Consider the following 16,575-nt stretch of genomic DNA (forward strand, 5'->3'; position numbering starts at 1 on the left):
GGATTAACGTCACGTCAACCCGGCGCGGATATAGGCAAGCTATGACAGGCGCATATCGGCCAAAAGGGGCGCATCCCCGGTGATCGACAATTTTTCGATATTGCTGAGTCACGCCCTGCTCGCTTTTGCGCTGTGGCATCTCATGAACCGGCCCGACCTCGACGTCGAGGACCCGCCGGCACCTGACGAAACGCCAACAGGATTTGCAAAGCCCCGGCGCCCCGCGCCCAAGGGAACGCCCGATGCGTGACCTGATCTTCGTCGGCTATATCGCGCTCATCATGTTGATGGCGTTCAAGCGGCCGTTCCTGTTCACGCTGGTCTACGCCTATGTCGACATCGTGTCGCCGCAACGGCTCAGCTATTTCCTGCTGAACTCGATACCGCTGTCGCTGATCCTCTTTGCGCTCGCCTTTGCAGGCTTTGCGCTGGGCGATGATAAAAAGGATGTGCGCGTATCTCCGCGCTGGTTCCTGCTGATCCTGCTGCTCGGCTATTGCGGCTATACAACGTCCGTCGCGGTGGAGCCTGTGGCCGCGCTCGACAAATGGAACTGGGTCTGGAAAGCGCTGGTCTTTGCCGCCTTCCTGCCCCTTACATTGCGCACAAAGCTGCGGATGGAGGCGACCATATTGACGATGGTGCTCTGCGCCTCCGCCCTCATCGTGACCGGCGGTATCAAGACCGCAGCGGGCGGCGGGGGCTATGGCTCGCTCGTCATCCTGATCGACGACAATAGCGGCCTGTTCGAAGGCAGCATCGTGTCCTGCGTTGCGATCACCATCATCCCGCTCATCCTCTGGCTTGCCAAGCACGGGACGATATTCAAACCCGACTGGAAGGTGCGCGCCTATGCCGCTTGTCTGATCTTCGCCTGCCTGCTGATCCCTGTCGGCACGCAGGCGCGCACCGGCATTGTGTGCATTGCCGTGCTCGGCATTTTGCTGCTGCGCTACGTCCGGCACCGGATGCTGTATCTGGGCGCAGTCGCGCTCGTAGGGCTGGCGGCGGTGCCGTTCCTGCCGTCGAGTTTCACGACGCGGGCCGACACCATCAAGAATTACAAAGCCGACGAATCCGCCTCGACCCGCCTCGCCGTCTGGGCGTGGACATGGGAATATGTGAAGGAACACCCGCTGGGCGGTGGCTTTGACGTCTATCGGCAGAACCGCATCCGCTACGATATGGAGCAGAAAAGCAACCCTGCCCAACCGGCGGACTATGATGCGCCCGCCGTGCGCGAGATCGTCGACGAAGGCCGCGCCTTCCATTCCAGCTATTTCGAGATGCTGGGCGAGCAGGGCTTCCCGGGCCTGCTGATGTGGCTCATCATCCACCTTGGCGGCGTCTGGCGGATGGAAGTCATCAGCCGCCTCTACCGCAAACGCAACCGCCCCGACGAAGCCTGGGTCGCCCCGCTCGCCACCGCCTTGCAGAACAGCCAGATCGTCTATCTGGTCGGCTCGCTCTTTGTGGGGATCGCGTTCCAGACCTTTTTCTACATGCTGATCGCGTTGCAGATCAGTTTCGACACCTACCTCGCCCGCCGCCGCAAGGAGGCGGCGTGGAAGCCCATAACCAGCCGGAGGAAACTGGCCGAGGCCTAAAGGCGAAGGAAGCGCCACGGGAACAAAGCCCGACGAGGCGCATTGTGTGCGGCGACGAACCACCTTAAAGCCGAAGCATGACCAAACCGACGCCGACACCTTCCCCCCGCCTCGACACAGAAGCCATCCTCCCCCGCCTCGAATCCTATTGGACCACGCTGGTCACCTGGGTGGAGGGCAATGCCGTTGAGCTGGGAATTGCGGTCGCCGCTGCGGTGGTCGTGTTCCTGTTGCTGAGCTGGCTCAAACGCATCGCGGCGAAGGTCGCGCGGGAGAGCGAGCAACGTGCGGAGCTCAAATCCATCATCGCACGCACGCTTGCGCGGACCAGCAAATTCTTCCGCGTGATGGTCGCGGTCGAGGTCGTCAACCGCTACGCCAACGCGCCCGATATGCTGACGCGTACCGTGGACGTGCTGTTCACCATCGCGGTCACCATCCAGATCGCGGTGTGGCTGCGCGAGATCATTCTCGGCCTCATCGAACGGCGCGTCAGCGACGGCCAGCATGAGCGCGATACGCTGGCCAGCGCCATGGTGCTGATCCGCCTGTCGGTCAGCTTCGCGCTGTTTGCCATCGCCGCCATCGTCATCCTCGACAATCTGGGCGTGAACGTCACGGGCCTGATTGCAGGTCTTGGCGTCGGCGGTATCGCCATCGGCCTTGCCGCACAGGGCATTTTTTCCGACCTGTTTGCAGCCATCTCGATCATCTTCGACAAGCCTTTCCGCCGGGGCGACACGGTCACCTATGACACGACCACCGCGCGGGTCGAAAAGATCGGCATGAAAAGCACCCGCCTGCGCGCGTTGACGGGCGAAGAGAAGATCATTGCCAACAGCAAGCTGCTGGAAAAGGAAATCACCAACAACACGCTGACCGTTTATCGCCGCGTCGTATTTCCGCTGAGCCTCGTATACCAGACCCCGCCCGCTGTGGCCGCAGGGGTGCCGGATTTGCTCAAGGAAATCGTCGAGGCCCATGGCTCGGAATTCATCCGCGCAGGCTTTTCGACCTTCGGCCCCAGCTCGCTCGATTTCCAGCTGGTGTTCGATGTGAACAGCGATGATGTCGAGGAAATGTTCAAGGCACGGCACGCCATCGGCATTGCCATAGTCGAACGCTTCGCGCGCGACGGCATCGAATTTGCCTACCCCACCCAGACGACTTTCACGGCTGCCCCGGACGGCACGCTGGTTATGCCTTATGCTCCGGCGGCGGCTGCTGCGCCCAAGGCGCGGGCGAAGGGTTGACGTCTGGATAAGGGGACAGTCCCCATCCACCGCACCGTCACCCTGAAACAAGTTCAGGGTGACGGGGGTAGGCCAGGGTGACGGGTTTGGAGAATCACGGAGATACCGGAAATCCACACGCGATAACCAATCCTGCGCGCGTTCATATTCACAGGCTTCCCCCTCCGCCGCCACAGCCAAGCATGCCGTAACGGCAAAAGCGCAGGGGTTGTAATACGCCGCCAATCGGGCCACGATAGGGCAAAATTGACCTTAGGAGGAATGCCCATGACCACCATAACCCCCGCCGAACTCGCCACCAAAGTGGGTGAAAAAATCGGTACATCCGAATGGATCCTGGTCGATCAGGAAATGATCAACAAATTCGCCGACGCCACCGGCGACCACCAGTTCATTCACGTCAACGAGGAAATGGCCAAGATGACCCCCTTTGGCGGGACCATTGCCCATGGCTTTTTGACGCTGTCGCTTTTCCCCGTCATGTCCGCAAAGTCGGACACCCCGCGCGTTGAAGGCGTCAAGATGGGCGTCAACTATGGCGGCAACAAAACCCGTTTCCTCGCGCCTGTCCGTTCCGGCAAGCGGGTACGCGGCCATTTCAAGCTGCTTGAGCTTGTCGAAAAGCGTCCCGGCCAATGGCAGCAGACGCTTGAATTCACCGTCGAGATTGAAGGCGAGGACAAGCCCGCCCTTCAAGCCGAATGGATCAGCCAGTTTTTCGTATAATCTTCAATTTAAGGAACTACTCCCATGCGTGACGCAGTTATCGTTTCCACCGCCCGTACCGCCATCGGCAAAGCCTATCGCGGCGGCTTCAACGCCACATCCGGCCCGACGCTGGGCAGCTATTCCCTGAAGGCCGCTGTGGAGCGCGCCGGTATTGAAGGCGGCGAAATCGACGACGTCCTCTGGGGCTCCGCGCTGCAGCAGGGCACACAGGCGGGCAACCTCGCGCGTCAGGTCGTTCTGCGCGCCGGCCTTCCGATCACGGTATCGGGCATGACCATGGACCGCCAATGCTCGTCGGGCCTGATGTCGATCGCAACCGCCGCCAAGCAGATCATCGTCGACAATGTCGACATCATGGCCGCCGGTGGCCAGGAATCGATCAGCCTCGTACAGACCAAGGAAATGCGCGTTGCCCCGGACCGCGAGCTGATCGCGATGCACCAGAATGTCTACATGCCGATGCTGCAAACCGCCGAAGTCGTTGCCAAGCGTTATAATATCAGCCGCGACGCGATGGACGAATATGCCCTCCAGTCGCAGCAGCGCACCGCCGCTGCGCAGGCTGCCGGTTATTTCGACGCCGAAATCGTGCCCGTCACCACCACCATGAATGTGACCAACAAGGAAACCGGCGAAGTCAGCCAGAAGGAAGTCACCATCGCCAAGGATGAAGGCAACCGCGCCGACACCCAGCTGGCCGGTCTTCAGGCGCTCCAGCCGGTGCTTGGTCCCGACATGACCATCACCGCCGGTAACGCCAGCCAATTGTCCGACGGCTCGTCGGCCAGCGTCCTGATGGAAGCCAAGGTCGCCGAAAAGAAAGGCCTCAATCCGCTGGGACGCTATGTCGGCATGGCCGTCGCCGGAACCGAGCCCGACGAAATGGGTATCGGTCCTGTCTTCGCCATTCCGAAATTGCTGCAGCGTTTTGGCCTGAAGATGGACGATATCGGCATCTGGGAACTGAACGAAGCCTTCGCCGTGCAGGTGCTTTATTGCCGCGACAAGCTCGGCATTCCGAATGAACTGCTGAACGTCAACGGTGGCTCGATCTCGATCGGCCACCCCTATGGCATGACCGGCGCGCGCTGCACCGGCCACGCCCTTATCGAAGGCAAACGCCGCGGTGCCAAATATGGCGTCGTCACCATGTGCGTCGGCGGCGGCATGGGCGCAGCTGGGCTGTTCGAGATATTCTAAGGAGCAATGGGGAGACGAACCTGTTTGGATCAGTCTCCTCCTGCGCTTTGGCGATCAATATGGAATAGGGTCTTGATTTATAAGGCAACTTCCTATAATAGCCAAAATGCAGTTTGGAAGTCATTCCATTTCTTTCTAGAACCCGGTCGCTGTAACGGCCGGGTTCAACCTTTTTTGGGACTACCTGTTTGGGGCTCGGCGCTGTAACACCGAACCCCGCCCAACGGTCACTTGGACCGTGCAACCTCAATGATCTTCAACACTAAGGTCGTAAAGGCCTGCATCAGACCAATCAGTCCGATGATGACCAAGGCAGCCTGAGCTGTCATGCCATCAGTTTTCCTTTCTTAAAAACGGCAGCAATTTGCTGCCGCCTTTGCGCATAACGGCGACTGGCCCACGAAGTAAATGGTTATAATAGTACAACTATGTTTAATCGTAAGTGCGCCTCACCTTCACCCACGACGAACCGACGGAACCCAAACGCCCTGAGCAGGTTTTGCTCTTCTGAAAAGGAGACGAACATGACGAACCATACCGAAATCAAGGAAAAATTCTGGAAGGCGCTGAAGTCTGACCGGACGATGTTCCTGGGCCTTGCCGAGGGCGAAGATGGCCATGCGCGGCCGATGACGGCGCAGCTCGACGATGCCGGGCTGGAAGGTAATCTCTACAGCGGCCCGATCTGGTTTTTCACCTCGACCGAAAACGGGCTTTACCAAAAGATCAACCAGGACTCACGCGCCATGGCGCATTTCACCTCCAAGGGTCATGATGTCTGGGCGACCGTGCACGGCACGCTGACCACGACGCGGGACCCTGCCATCATTGACCGGCTGTGGAACCGTTTTGTCGCGGCATGGTATGAAGGCAAGGACGATCCCAAAATCGCACTCATCCGCCTTGAGCCGGAAAATGCCGAAATCTGGATTGACGCGTCGAGCGTTGTTGCGGGTATCAAGATGCTGCTCGGCATTGATCCCAAGGAAGATTACAAGGACAAGGTTGCTGAAGTCAGCCTATAAAAAGCGTGCGGGCGGGGCGATTGTCCCGCCTGTAAAGCCGAAATGGTCGGGCCGGTCTTCGGCAAGAAGCGCCGGTCCATCCAGATCCACCCAGTCCGCCCGTTGCGCGACCAGAAAGGCCGGGCCAACTGCAAGACTGGTGCACAGCATACAGCCGACCATGACCTTCAGCCCCCGTTCCTGCGCGGCGTCGGCAATTTTCAACGCCTCGGTCAGGCCCCCTGCCTTGTCGAGCTTGATATTCACCCCGTCATAATAGGGCGCCAGCCGCGCGACATCGGCGGCACTGTGGCAGCTTTCGTCCGCCAGCAACGGCAACGGCGCACGCACTTCGGCCAGCAGCGCGTCCTGTCCTGCGGCGACGGGCTGCTCGATCATCTCCACGCCTAATGCCGCCAGAGCCGCAGCCTCCGCCGCGATATCCAGATCGCCCCAGCTTTCATTGGCATCGACAATCAGGCGCGCATGGGGCGCTCCGGACCGGACGGCGGCGACGCGGGCAATATCGCCTTCACCCGTCAGTTTCAGTTTCAAAAGGCCAAATCCGCGCGCGGCGGCCCTGGCGGCGTCCGCCTCCATTACCGCCGGTTCGCCGAGCGAAATGGTAAAGGCCGTCACCAGCGGCACAGGCGCAGCCGACAGACCGGCATAACGCCACAAGGGCACGCCCGCCGCCTTGGCCGCCAGATCCCACAGCGCACAATCCAACGCATTGCGCGCCGCGCCGGGAGGGAGCAAAATCTGCACCGCTTCGCGCGCCGCATCCGCGTTCATAGGCTCCAGCTGGGGCAGCACAGCCTCCACCTCGGCAAGGCAGCTTTCCGCCGTTTCGCCATTATAATAGATCGCCGTGCTCTCCCCGAGCCCGAAATGCGCCCCGTCGCTGACCGCGACGACCAGCACATCGACATAAGTCTTGGCGCCACGTGCGATGATGAATTGCCCTGCAACAGGCCAGCGTTCGACAGCTGCACTTATACGTAACGCCATGGCCCCACCCGATTTATCCCGGGGCCAGACTGGCCAACTATGTGCGGCAATGCAAGCCGGGTTTCGGGGGAGGAAGGTTTTGATTCTTTCGGCAAAAGGAAGAAGGGAAGTAGAAACACGACTTGTCACTACCCGTCACCCTGAAACAAGTTCAGGGTGACGGGGGCATCGAAATTCAGGGTGACGGGGCCGGGAAAAATGCCCCCTTCTTCCTTCTGACGAAAAAATCCCACCCTATCCTTCCAGCACCAACAGCACGACCACCAATCCCCCGTCAGCCTCTTCGACCGCGATGTCGGCCACGATCCGGCCGGGCAGGGTGAATTCATGCGCCTCCAATATCGCTGCAACCTCTTGCGGCCCGCGCCCAGGGGCCGGTGTGCAGGATAGGGTCATCTGTACGCCGGAAAAGGTCAGGCTGAACCACGGCCGTTCCTGCACCACGCGCCATTGGCCGCCGGGCAGAAGCCGGTCCAGTTCGCGCAGCAGCCGTCTTTGGCACATCATGCGGGCACATCCTTGCCGCTTTCGAGCCTGGGCGCGTTGGCGGCGATGTAGCGCCGTATTTTTGTCTCCATTTCGGGGCGAAATTCCCGGCCCATGCGCATGTCGAGCACCAGCCGCGGGTCGCGGGCGACCAGGCGGCCCAATTTCGTGGGCGCGATGCCTTTTTCGCGCAGGAAACATTCTACGAGGCGGTTGATGTGCATGGATTCTCCTCCGAGTGCGACCGGGTTTTCCTTGCCCGAATCAAATGGAACAAATATAGAACATTTGTGATAGGAGAAATCCTACAAGTCTAGGAAATTTCCTTCCGATGTGGAGCAAATATGGTTGATGAAGAACCCCGAGCAGTTCTGCATCGCCTGATCATGGAAAGCGGGCAGGACTATGCCCGCCTTTCAAAGCTGATCGGGCGAAATGCGGCCTATATTCAGCAATATATCAAGCGCGGCACACCCAAGCGCCTGCCCGAAATAGAACGCGGAATATTGGCGCGTTTTTTCGGTGTGGAGGAACATCTCTTGGGGGGTATCGCACCCCCGCCCGCGCAGGCCGGAATGCGCCTGATACCCAAGCTGGCGGTCGGGGCTTCGGCTGGACCGGGTGCCATCAATGAAGGGGAGACGCTGGCGGGCAAGATCGGCTTTGACGAAAAATGGCTGCGCAAACAGGGGTTGGACCCGGCGAGCCTGTCGCTGATCCGTGTCGACGGCGATTCCATGGCGCCGACGTTGAACAACGGGGACGATATCATGGTCGACCGGCGGGCCACCGCCACCGGTTTGCGCGACGGTATCCATGTGATCCGGCTGGACGATGTGCTGATGGTCAAGCGGCTGGCGCTGGGTCCGGCGGGGCGGCTGTCGATATTGTCGGATAACCCCGCCTATCCCGACTGGCCCGACGTCAAAGGCAGCGCCGTTGCGGTGATCGGGCGGGTCGTGTGGGCGGGGCGGCGGCTGTGAAGGCTTGCAAGCCCGTCGCTGCTTCGCCACATAGGCGGATATGACCAATGTAACTTCCCCCGGCGGCAAGCAGCCGCCCCTGAAAGCCGCCATCATTCCGGTAACCCCGCTGCAGCAGAATTGTACGCTGTTCTGGTGCACCGAAACCAACAAGGCGGCGCTGGTCGATCCCGGCGGCGATTTGCCCAAGCTGAAGGCCGCAGTGGCGCAGACGGGGGTGGAGCTGGAAAAGCTGCTGGTGACGCACGGGCATCTCGACCATTGCGGGCAGACTGGCATGCTGGCGCAGGAACTCGGCCTGCCGATCGAGGGGCCGCATGAGGAAGACCGTTTCTGGATCGCCCAGCTGGACGACGACGGACCACGCTGGGGGATGGAGGCGCATACGTTCGAGCCGGACCGCTGGCTGAAGGATGGCGACACGATAACGGTCGGCAATCTGACGCTCGACGTCATTCACTGCCCCGGGCACACGCCGGGCCATGTCGTATTCTACCACGCGCCCAGCCGTCTGGCGATTGTGGGCGACGTCCTGTTCCAGGGGTCGATTGGCCGCACGGACTTCCCACGCGGGAACCATGCGGACCTGATCAACGCCATCACCCAGAAGCTATGGCCGCTGGGCGATGATGTGACCTTCATTCCGGGGCATGGCGCGACGAGCCAGTTCGGCTATGAACGCAAGACCAATATGTTCGTCGCCGACGATATATTGGCCGCGCGCTGATTCTATTCAGAGGACGGTCGCGTAGACCGTCCACAAGGCCCAGCCGGCAAGGCCGAGCAGCGTCAGCATGGTGATCAGCGTGCCGACCATCCGGCCCTTGCCGAAGGCGCCGCCATCCATGCCAAGGCCGTGGGCGAGACGTCCGACGATATAGGCAATGCCGATACCCCACAGCCAGTTGCTGGTGCCCTGTGTCAGTTCCAGCGCGGCCAGAAGGACGAGGACAAAGGGTGCGCTTTCAACGAAATTGGCGTGCGCGCGCATCCGGCGGATGACAAATTCGTTGCCGCCATCGCCAATGGAAACGCTCTCTTTGGTGCGGGCCTGGCCACAGCGGACCATCAGCCAGATGTTCACAATAGCAGCGCCGGCGGCAATGGTCAGTGTGACGGGTAAACTCAGCATCTATACTCTCCCTGTTCGATGCATCCGCTTAACTGCTATCTCTCGGCTTGCAAAGCACAGAAAAAGCGGTATAGCGCGCCGCTCACACGGACATGTGCGGTTTATGAAGGCCGATTCTGGCGATTGCTTGCCACGACCTGCCTTTTGACCTATCATGCGCCAGAACTTATTGATTTTGAAATGGAACAGGTGCCGAGATGGCTGTCCCCAAGAGAAAAACGTCCCCTTCGAAGCGCGGTATGCGCCGCAGCCATGATTCGCTTAAAGTTGCCGCATTTCAGGAATGTGCAAATTGTGGCGAACTGAAGCGTCCGCACCATATGTGCGATGCCTGTGGCCATTATAACGGCCGCGAAGTGGTAGCGGTCGCCTAATCCTTAATCGGGAGAATTGCTGGTGTCGATGAAACCGCGTATCGCCATAGACGCGATGGGCGGCGACGAAGGCGTGCCTGTCATGCTGGCAGGCGCGGCATTGGCACGGCACCGGCACGACAGTTTCAAATTTCTGCTGGTGGGTGACGAGCCCAAGATCAAGGCTGCGCTCGACAACCACCCCAATTTGCGCGCTGCGTCCGAAATCCTGCACGCAGAAGACGTCGTCACCGGCGACGACAAGGTCAGCCAGGCGCTGCGCAAAGCCAAGACAAGCTCCATGGGTCTCGCGATCAACGCGGTCAAGGAAGGCCAGGCCAGCGCTGCGGTCAGCGCGGGCAACACCGGCGCGCTGATGGGCATGTCCAAACTGGCCTTGCGCACCATGCCCGGCATCGACCGCCCCGCGCTCGCCGCTTTGCTTCCGACATTGAAAGACACCGATGTGGTGGTGCTCGATCTGGGTGCCAACACCGATTGCGATGCCAAGAATCTGGCGCAATTTGCTGTCATGGGCGCTGCCTATTCGCGGATCATCTTCGGCTTTGAACAGCCCAAGGTACGGTTGCTGAATATCGGCACGGAAGAGATGAAGGGCACGGACGAGCTGCGCGACGCGGCGCAATATCTGCGTGACGCCAGCGGCCTGCACATGGATTTCCAGGGCTTTATCGAAGCCGACAAGATCAACCGCGGCGAATGCGATGTGGTGGTCTGCGACGGTTTTTCCGGCAATATCGCGTTGAAGGCTATTGAGGGTTCGGCCCGTTTCGTGACCGATCTGCTGCGCCGCGCTTTCACCAGCTCGCTGCGGTCGAAATTCGGCTTTCTGGTTTCGCGTCCCGCGACCGAATTGCTGCGCCACCATCTTGATCCCAACAACCATAATGGCGCGGTGTTCATGGGGCTGAACGGCGTCGTCGTCAAAAGCCATGGCAGCGCGACCAGCAAGGGCGTCGCCAATGCGGTCGAAGTGGCCGCACGGCTGGTTGAAGAAGATATCACCGCGCGCATTGCGCAGGATCTGGCCCGGGTGCAAATCGGGTGACAGAAACCGCACTTCGCGCCGTTATCAAGGGCACTGGATCGGCCTTGCCGCGCCACCGTGTTTCCAATGCCGAGCTGGCCGCACGCGTCGATACCTCGGACGAATGGATTGTCGAGCGCACAGGAATCAAGTTCCGCCATATTGCCGAGCCCGACGAAACAACCGCAACCCTCGCCACGCTCGCCTCGCGCAACGCGCTGGATGCGGCGGGGATGACGGCGGCGGACATCGACCTCATCATTTTGGCAACTGCAACGCCGGACCAGACCTTCCCCGCATCGGCCACGATCGTGCAGCATGCACTGGGCTGCAACGGCGGTGTCGCCTTTGATGTGGCGGCGGTGTGCTCTGGCTTTCTCTATGCCTTTTCGGTCGCCGAAAGCATGATCCGCGCCGGATCGGCCAAAAATGCGCTGGTGATTGGCGCGGAAACCTTCAGCCGTATTCTCGACTGGGAAGACCGCGCGACCTGCGTTTTGTTCGGCGACGGCGCAGGTGCCGTGGTGCTGAGCGCCGAGGTCGGCACACGCGGTGCGCTTGCCACGCGGTTGCACGCCGATGGCCAGCATAATGAGCTTCTCTATGTCGATGGTGGACCGTCGACGACCGGCACCGTCGGCAAATTGCGCATGAAGGGCCGCGAGGTATTCCGCCATGCGGTCACCAATCTCGCCAGCGTGATGAACGAAACGCTGGAAGCCGCAGGACTCGCGCCGTCCGATGTCGACTGGGTCGTGCCGCATCAGGCCAATGCGCGCATCATTGACGCGACGGCAAAGAAACTGGGCCTCGATCCGGCCAAGGTCGTGCTGACCGTTGACCAGCACGCCAACACGTCGGCAGCGTCCGTTCCGCTGGCGCTCGATGTTGCGGTGCGCGACGGGCGGATCAAGCCGGATGACATCATCGTGCTCGAAGCCATGGGCGGCGGCTTTACATGGGGCGCCTCCGTCGTCCGAATGTAGGACAATTTTTCGACGATCGTCGTTTTACAACTCCATATTTTTGTTATATAACTGTTGCTTCTCAACAGACGGGTCGCACGTCGGGAGACGGTACAATGGCAGATGCAGGTACATTGACGCGCGCAGATTTGGCCGAAGTGCTTAACAGACAAGTTGGTCTGTCACGCACCGATGCCGCCGCGATGATTGAATCGATTCTCGGTCATATGACGACCGCACTGCTCGACGGTGAAAATGTCAAAATTTCCGGCTTCGGCACATTTGTGCTGCGCGACAAGAGCGAGCGCATAGGACGCAACCCCAAAACCGGTATCGAAGTGCCGATTACCCCGCGCCGCGTGCTGACCTTCCGCGCCAGCCAGGGTATGCGGCAAAAGGTCAAGTAAAGCGCCATGACGGAAAAGTCTGCGGACGCCTTTCGCACCATTGGTGAAATGGCCGAGGCGCTTGGCGTACGCACCCATATATTGCGCTATTGGGAAGAACAGTTCCCAATGCTGAAACCCCTGACCCGCGCCGGCGGGCGCCGCCTTTACCGGCCGGAGGATGTGGCATTGCTGCACACCATCCACCGCCTGCTGCACAGCGAAGGCTATACCATCAAGGGTGCGCGTAAATATCTCACATCCGGCGGCGCAAAAGCTGCGCCTGCTCCCGTGGCTGCACCCGCGCCTGTTGCGGGCATTGCGGTCGACCTATCCGCCCTGCGCGCCGTCCGCGACCGTCTGAACGCCGCGCTTCAGGCGGCCTGAGGGCCCCTCTCCAACTCCGCCTAGGCCTTACGGCCAAGGCTCCGTATCCTCTCCCCTGAAGGGGAGAGGCAAAACGCATTCCCTCTCCCCTTCAGGGGAGAGGTACGTAGTCTTATGGCTTTAGCCATTAGACGAAGTGGGGAGGGGGAGTTCAAACCGATCAGCCCCCAACTCCCCACACCTCACCCCACCAAATTCTTCGCGTAGACCCGGTCCTGAAACGCGACATCGCCGACCATGAACACCGTCTCGCCAATATGGACGAACCCCGCCCGCTCATAAAAGGCGATCGCGCGGGTGTTGCTTTCGTAGACAGCGAGCAGCAGGCGCTGGGCCCCGCGGTCGCGGGCGACCTGGATGGCTTGTGCCATCAGGTCCCGGCCATTGCCGCCGCCCTGCCAGGGACCGAGCAGGTAAAAGCGTTTCAGTTCCCAATCCCCGTCCTGCTGGAACTGCGGATGTTCGGGGGACATAAGAAGGGCGTAGCCCACTGGCGCGCCCAGCGGCGTTTCGCCCAGCACGATATCGACATCCGCCCGCGCCAGTTTTGCCGCATAATAATCCGCACTATGCTCTGCATCGAGATGTTCGATCAGCGGCCCGCCCGGATGGTCAAAGGCAAAGGTCGAAAGGAAGGTCGCCGCACCCAGATAGGCGAGCGCTGCCGCGTCGTCGGGTCCGGCCTTGCGCCAGTGTATCGGCGTCATTCGTCCTCGGGTCCCAGTTCGGCGTCGAGGTCGCGGGGGCGGATGAAGTGGGTCAGCTTCCCGCATTTGCGGTCGATATCGGCCCAGCTATCGATGTCGAGTTCCATACGCGCAATCGCGGCGGTGGGGTATTTTTCCCACACCAGATCGCGCAAGGGCGAGCTGCCGTCATCAGGGACGATGTCGAAGACCAGATCTTCCATCCCCGGATTATGCCCGACCATCAGCACATCCTTATAGTCGTCGGACTGGTCGCGCAGCACGTCCATCAGTGTGGCGGACGAGGCGAGGTAGATCCGCCGGTCCCATGTCGCGTCAATGCGCTCGCCCGTGCCTTTGACAAACTGGTCGATGGTATCGATGACGCGGACGGCAGGGCTGGCGACGACATGGTCGAATGTCAGGCCGTTTTCCTTGACCCATTTGCCCATGGTCACCGCCGCCTTTTCACCGCGCTTGTTCAGCGGTCGGTCGAAATCGCGCGGGATCGTATCGTCCCAGCTCGATTTGGCATGGCGGAACAGGGTCAGGGTCAGCGTCAAATCGGATTACCTTCTTGCAGGGTGTTTGCATCGTCCTGCCGGATATTTGTTACGGGGGAAAGACCTGATTTTATTGCCGCCACCGCCTGTTCCAATGTGACGCGCCTTATGCTGGTTCCCGCCGGAAAGGCGGTGAGCAACCGCGACGGCACGGCCGACGACAGAAGCACGAAATGCCCCTTGTCCCCCGCGCTGCGGATCAGCCGGCCAAAGGCCTGCGCAAGCTTTGCGCGGATGATGCGGTCGTCATAATCGGTGCCACCATAGGACAGCCGCCGCGCGCGGTGCAAAATGTCGGGGCGGGGCCAGGGGACCTGCTCCATCACCACCAGACGCAGCGATGCGCCGGGGACGTCCACGCCGTCGCGCAAGGCATCGGTGCCCAGCAGGCTTGCGTGCGGATCGTCGCGGAAAATATCGACAAGCGTGCCGGTGTCGATGGGGTCGATATGCTGCGCATAAAGCGGCAGGCCATCGCGCGCCAGCCGGTCGGCAATCCGCGCATAGGTTGACCGCAGCCGCCGGATCGCGGTGAACAGGCCGAGCGCACCGCCCCCCGAAGCCCCGATCAGCGCGGCATAGGCCCCCGCCAGCGCCGCCATATCCCCGCGCTTGATATCGGTGACGATCAACACCTCGGCCTGCGCGGCATAGTCAAAGGGGCTGGTTGCGCTAAAATGTTCGGCCGCGTGGTCCAGATGCACCGCGCCGGTCCGCGCCTCGGCATTGGCCCAGTCGCCGCCGCTGCGTAAAGTGGCCGAGGTCGCGAGCACCCCGTGGCTGGGCTTCAGGACAATTTCGGCCACCGGCTTCATCGGGTCGAGCCAATGGCGATGCATCCCGATATCCATGTCGCGCCCTTCAAAACGATCGATGGCCAGCCAGTCGACAAAGTCCGCATCGACAGGGCCGACCGCCCGCGCCAGCATCGAAATCCACGCCCGCACGGTATCGATGCGCCAGCCGAGGCTCGCCATCGCACCTTCGACCCGCGCCCGCGCGCCGCCGTCCAGCCAGTCGGGCGGATCGGTAATCATCGACTCCAGCCGCGCACCCAGCAAGGTCAGTGGGCGGGCCAGCGTCTCCAGCGCAACCTGCGTATCGGCAACCGCATCGACCACCGCAGGGGGTGGATCGGCCAGTTCGGTTTCCAGGCCATAGCCGCTTTCGGCCAGATTGCTTTCGTCGCGCGCGAACACCATGGTCCTTATCGCGTGCAACAGCCGCTCGACCGGCCCCGAAGGCACCCCTTCGGCAACGCGGCCCAGCCAGCCATCGCCGGGCAGGGCTTCGGCCGCGATGCGCGCCATTTCGATCGCGAGGCCGCCTTCTTCGTCATAGGATGCGACATCGGCCAGCCGCGCCGCCAACCCGCGCCTGCGTCCCCGCGCCTTGCCTTCCGGCCCGATGACCCAGCGGCGCATTTCGACCGTTTCCTGTCCGGTCAACGCGGCGGCGAACATCGAATCGGCGGCGTCGAACAGATGATGTCCTTCGTCAAAAATGATCCGGGTCGGGCGGCTGACCTCGTCGCGGCCGCGTGCGGCGTTGACCATCATCAGCGCGTGGTTGGCGATGACGATATCCGCCTGCACCGAGGCGCGCGCCGCCCGTTCGATGAAGCATTTCTTGTAATGCGGGCATCCGGCATAAATGCACTCGCCCCGCCGGTCGGTCAGTGCGGTCGATCCGTTACGGCGGAACAGCGTGGGCAACCAGCCGGGCAAATCCCCGCCGATCATATCGCCGTCGCTGCTATAGGCGGCCCAGCGCGCCACCAGATGCGCCAATGTCGCCGCCCGTCCGGCAAAGCCGCCTTGCAAGGCATCCTCAAGATTTAGCAGGCAGAGATAATTTTCGCGGCCCTTGCGGACCACGACCTTCTGTTTGAAGCTTTCGGGGTCGGGATAGATCCGCCGCGCCTCGCGCACCAATTGCCGTTGCAGCGCCTTGGTAAAGGTCGAAATCCACACCGCGCCGTCGGCATTGCGTGCCCAGAGCGATGCAGGCGCGAGATAGCCGAGCGTCTTGCCGATCCCGGTTCCCGCCTCTGCCAGCACCATATTGGGTTCGCCCTTGCGCGCGCGGGGCGCAAAGATGCGCGCGGCGGCCTGCGCAAAGTCGCGCTGTCCCTGCCGTGTTTCGGCACCGTTGCCGACGAGGGATGCGAGTTGTGCCTGTACCGCATCGGGGTTTAACGTCACCACCCGCGGGGGGGTGCGCGGGGCGGCTTCCTCCCATTCGGGCAGCCGCGCGAACAGCCAGCGTTCGGGCTTTTCGGGTTTGGCGAGATGACGCAGCACGATATTTGCCCAAGGCCAGCGCACCCGCATCAACGCCTGCGCACTGTCCCACGCCCCCTCGCGTTCGGGCCATGCGGGGTCAGCCAATGTGGCCAAAAGTTTTTCGGTAGCGGTAAGGAGGAGGTGTGGCACCTTCTGGTCGCTCCACACCCCATCCTCAGCGTCCGCCTTTATACCCAAAACCGTCGCCAGCCCCTTGGCCGTCGGCACGACAAAACGCGCCGGATGCACAAAGGCGAACAGTTCCAGCACATCCAGACCCGACAATTCCGCATAGCCCAGACGCTGCGCCACCAAGGGCGCGTTGAGCATGACAATCGGCGTCTCCGCCGCCCGCCCCACAGCCTCGCCCTTGCCCACGGTGCGCACCTGCCCGTCGGGAGTGGCCATCCAGATACCGGCATGGCTTGCATGCAGCGCTGGAAAGGTTAGGGGAGATTGCATAAGCGCAAGAGTGGCGCAAACAGAACGAAAGAGCA

At 61.4% G+C, this 16,575-nt stretch carries 20 protein-coding genes; 13 read left to right on the top strand and 7 right to left on the bottom strand.

Going from position 1 to position 16,575, the window contains the following annotated elements; all coding sequences use genetic code 11:
• Positions 1 to 79: 79 nt before the first annotated feature.
• The 6 genes from EUU25_RS14975 (at position 80) to EUU25_RS15000 (ending at position 5,814) form a co-directional block, all read left to right on the top strand.
• Positions 80 to 250 carry a hypothetical protein gene (locus EUU25_RS14975; protein ID WP_158902324.1) on the top strand — a complete coding sequence of 57 codons (171 nt, stop codon included), beginning with the start codon at positions 80 to 82 and terminating at the stop codon, positions 248 to 250.
• Positions 243 to 1,607 (top strand): putative O-glycosylation ligase, exosortase A system-associated, encoded by a 1,365-nt coding sequence (locus EUU25_RS14980; RefSeq protein WP_158902326.1) that lies wholly within the window; start codon positions 243 to 245, stop codon positions 1,605 to 1,607. The genes EUU25_RS14975 and EUU25_RS14980 overlap by 8 nt, the downstream gene beginning before the upstream one ends.
• A 77-nt stretch (positions 1,608 to 1,684) precedes the next feature.
• Positions 1,685 to 2,860 carry a mechanosensitive ion channel family protein gene (locus EUU25_RS14985; RefSeq protein WP_158902328.1) on the top strand — a complete coding sequence of 392 codons (1,176 nt, stop codon included), beginning with the start codon at positions 1,685 to 1,687 and terminating at the stop codon, positions 2,858 to 2,860.
• 267 nt (positions 2,861 to 3,127) lie between these two features.
• The gene (locus tag EUU25_RS14990) at positions 3,128 to 3,586 is read left to right on the top strand and encodes a MaoC family dehydratase (RefSeq protein ID WP_143776661.1); all 459 of its coding nucleotides are present in this window, start codon (positions 3,128 to 3,130) and stop codon (positions 3,584 to 3,586) included.
• 24 nt (positions 3,587 to 3,610) lie between these two features.
• Positions 3,611 to 4,789 (top strand): acetyl-CoA C-acyltransferase, encoded by a 1,179-nt coding sequence (locus tag EUU25_RS14995; protein ID WP_158902330.1) that lies wholly within the window; start codon positions 3,611 to 3,613, stop codon positions 4,787 to 4,789.
• Between the two features lie 524 nt (positions 4,790 to 5,313).
• Positions 5,314 to 5,814: a pyridoxamine 5'-phosphate oxidase family protein gene (locus tag EUU25_RS15000; RefSeq protein ID WP_158902332.1), complete on the top strand. Its 501-nt coding sequence runs from the start codon at positions 5,314 to 5,316 to the stop codon at positions 5,812 to 5,814.
• On the opposite strand, the gene dgcA is transcribed toward EUU25_RS15000, so the two are convergent.
• From dgcA to EUU25_RS15015, 3 genes are all read right to left on the bottom strand, one after another.
• Positions 5,809 to 6,804 carry an N-acetyl-D-Glu racemase DgcA gene (gene dgcA, locus EUU25_RS15005; RefSeq protein ID WP_158902334.1) on the bottom strand — a complete coding sequence of 332 codons (996 nt, stop codon included), beginning with the start codon at positions 6,802 to 6,804 and terminating at the stop codon, positions 5,809 to 5,811. The genes EUU25_RS15000 and dgcA overlap by 6 nt on opposite strands.
• Positions 6,805 to 7,038: 234 nt before the next feature.
• Positions 7,039 to 7,311 carry a hypothetical protein gene (locus EUU25_RS15010; protein ID WP_158902336.1) on the bottom strand — a complete coding sequence of 91 codons (273 nt, stop codon included), beginning with the start codon at positions 7,309 to 7,311 and terminating at the stop codon, positions 7,039 to 7,041.
• On the bottom strand, positions 7,308 to 7,514 hold the full coding sequence (locus EUU25_RS15015; protein WP_158902338.1) for a hypothetical protein: 207 nt from the start codon (positions 7,512 to 7,514) through the stop codon (positions 7,308 to 7,310). The genes EUU25_RS15010 and EUU25_RS15015 overlap by 4 nt, the downstream gene beginning before the upstream one ends.
• A gap of 120 nt (positions 7,515 to 7,634) precedes the next feature.
• On the opposite strand from EUU25_RS15015, the gene EUU25_RS15020 reads away from it, so the two are divergent.
• Together EUU25_RS15020 and EUU25_RS15025 are read left to right on the top strand one after the other, a co-directional pair.
• Entirely contained in the window at positions 7,635 to 8,273 is a 639-nt protein-coding gene (locus EUU25_RS15020; RefSeq protein WP_158902340.1) for a S24 family peptidase, read from the top strand.
• A gap of 40 nt (positions 8,274 to 8,313) precedes the next feature.
• Positions 8,314 to 9,000: an MBL fold metallo-hydrolase gene (locus EUU25_RS15025; RefSeq protein ID WP_281346995.1), complete on the top strand. Its 687-nt coding sequence runs from the start codon at positions 8,314 to 8,316 to the stop codon at positions 8,998 to 9,000.
• A gap of 6 nt (positions 9,001 to 9,006) precedes the next feature.
• Here EUU25_RS15025 and EUU25_RS15030 read toward each other — a convergent pair whose 3' ends face one another.
• Positions 9,007 to 9,405, bottom strand: coding sequence for an MAPEG family protein (locus EUU25_RS15030; RefSeq protein ID WP_187351281.1), 399 nt, complete (start codon positions 9,403 to 9,405; stop codon positions 9,007 to 9,009).
• A 197-nt stretch (positions 9,406 to 9,602) separates the two neighbouring features.
• On the opposite strand from EUU25_RS15030, the gene rpmF reads away from it, so the two are divergent.
• The 5 genes from rpmF to EUU25_RS15055 all read left to right on the top strand — a co-directional run bounded on the left by rpmF (position 9,603) and on the right by EUU25_RS15055 (position 12,544).
• Positions 9,603 to 9,779, top strand: coding sequence for a 50S ribosomal protein L32 (gene rpmF / locus EUU25_RS15035; RefSeq protein WP_158902342.1), 177 nt, complete (start codon positions 9,603 to 9,605; stop codon positions 9,777 to 9,779).
• A gap of 28 nt (positions 9,780 to 9,807) precedes the next feature.
• Positions 9,808 to 10,827, top strand: a complete 1,020-nt coding sequence (plsX, locus tag EUU25_RS15040; protein ID WP_158903469.1) for a phosphate acyltransferase PlsX — start codon at positions 9,808 to 9,810, stop codon at positions 10,825 to 10,827.
• The gene (locus tag EUU25_RS15045; protein ID WP_158902344.1) at positions 10,824 to 11,792 is read left to right on the top strand and encodes a beta-ketoacyl-ACP synthase III; all 969 of its coding nucleotides are present in this window, start codon (positions 10,824 to 10,826) and stop codon (positions 11,790 to 11,792) included. Before plsX ends, EUU25_RS15045 begins: the two co-directional genes overlap by 4 nt.
• Positions 11,793 to 11,887: 95 nt before the next feature.
• On the top strand, positions 11,888 to 12,178 hold the full coding sequence (locus EUU25_RS15050) for an integration host factor subunit alpha (RefSeq protein WP_158902346.1): 291 nt from the start codon (positions 11,888 to 11,890) through the stop codon (positions 12,176 to 12,178).
• 6 nt (positions 12,179 to 12,184) lie between these two features.
• On the top strand, positions 12,185 to 12,544 hold the full coding sequence (locus EUU25_RS15055) for a MerR family transcriptional regulator (RefSeq protein WP_158902348.1): 360 nt from the start codon (positions 12,185 to 12,187) through the stop codon (positions 12,542 to 12,544).
• A 182-nt stretch (positions 12,545 to 12,726) separates the two neighbouring features.
• On the opposite strand, the gene EUU25_RS15060 is transcribed toward EUU25_RS15055, so the two are convergent.
• The 3 genes from EUU25_RS15060 to EUU25_RS15070 are packed head-to-tail and all read right to left on the bottom strand — an operon-like array spanning position 12,727 to position 16,540.
• The gene (locus EUU25_RS15060) at positions 12,727 to 13,251 is read right to left on the bottom strand and encodes a GNAT family N-acetyltransferase (protein ID WP_158902350.1); all 525 of its coding nucleotides are present in this window, start codon (positions 13,249 to 13,251) and stop codon (positions 12,727 to 12,729) included.
• Complete coding sequence (locus EUU25_RS15065; protein WP_246162765.1) at positions 13,248 to 13,793, bottom strand: SixA phosphatase family protein; 546 nt, start codon at positions 13,791 to 13,793, stop codon at positions 13,248 to 13,250. The genes EUU25_RS15060 and EUU25_RS15065 overlap by 4 nt, the downstream gene beginning before the upstream one ends.
• Positions 13,790 to 16,540 (bottom strand): ATP-dependent DNA helicase, encoded by a 2,751-nt coding sequence (locus EUU25_RS15070; RefSeq protein ID WP_158902352.1) that lies wholly within the window; start codon positions 16,538 to 16,540, stop codon positions 13,790 to 13,792. Before EUU25_RS15070 ends, EUU25_RS15065 begins: the two co-directional genes overlap by 4 nt.
• Positions 16,541 to 16,575 lie beyond the last annotated feature (35 nt).

The sequence above is a fragment of the Sphingorhabdus lacus genome, from assembly GCF_009768975.1.
In the GTDB taxonomy this organism is placed as follows: domain Bacteria; phylum Pseudomonadota; class Alphaproteobacteria; order Sphingomonadales; family Sphingomonadaceae; genus Sphingorhabdus_B; species Sphingorhabdus_B lacus.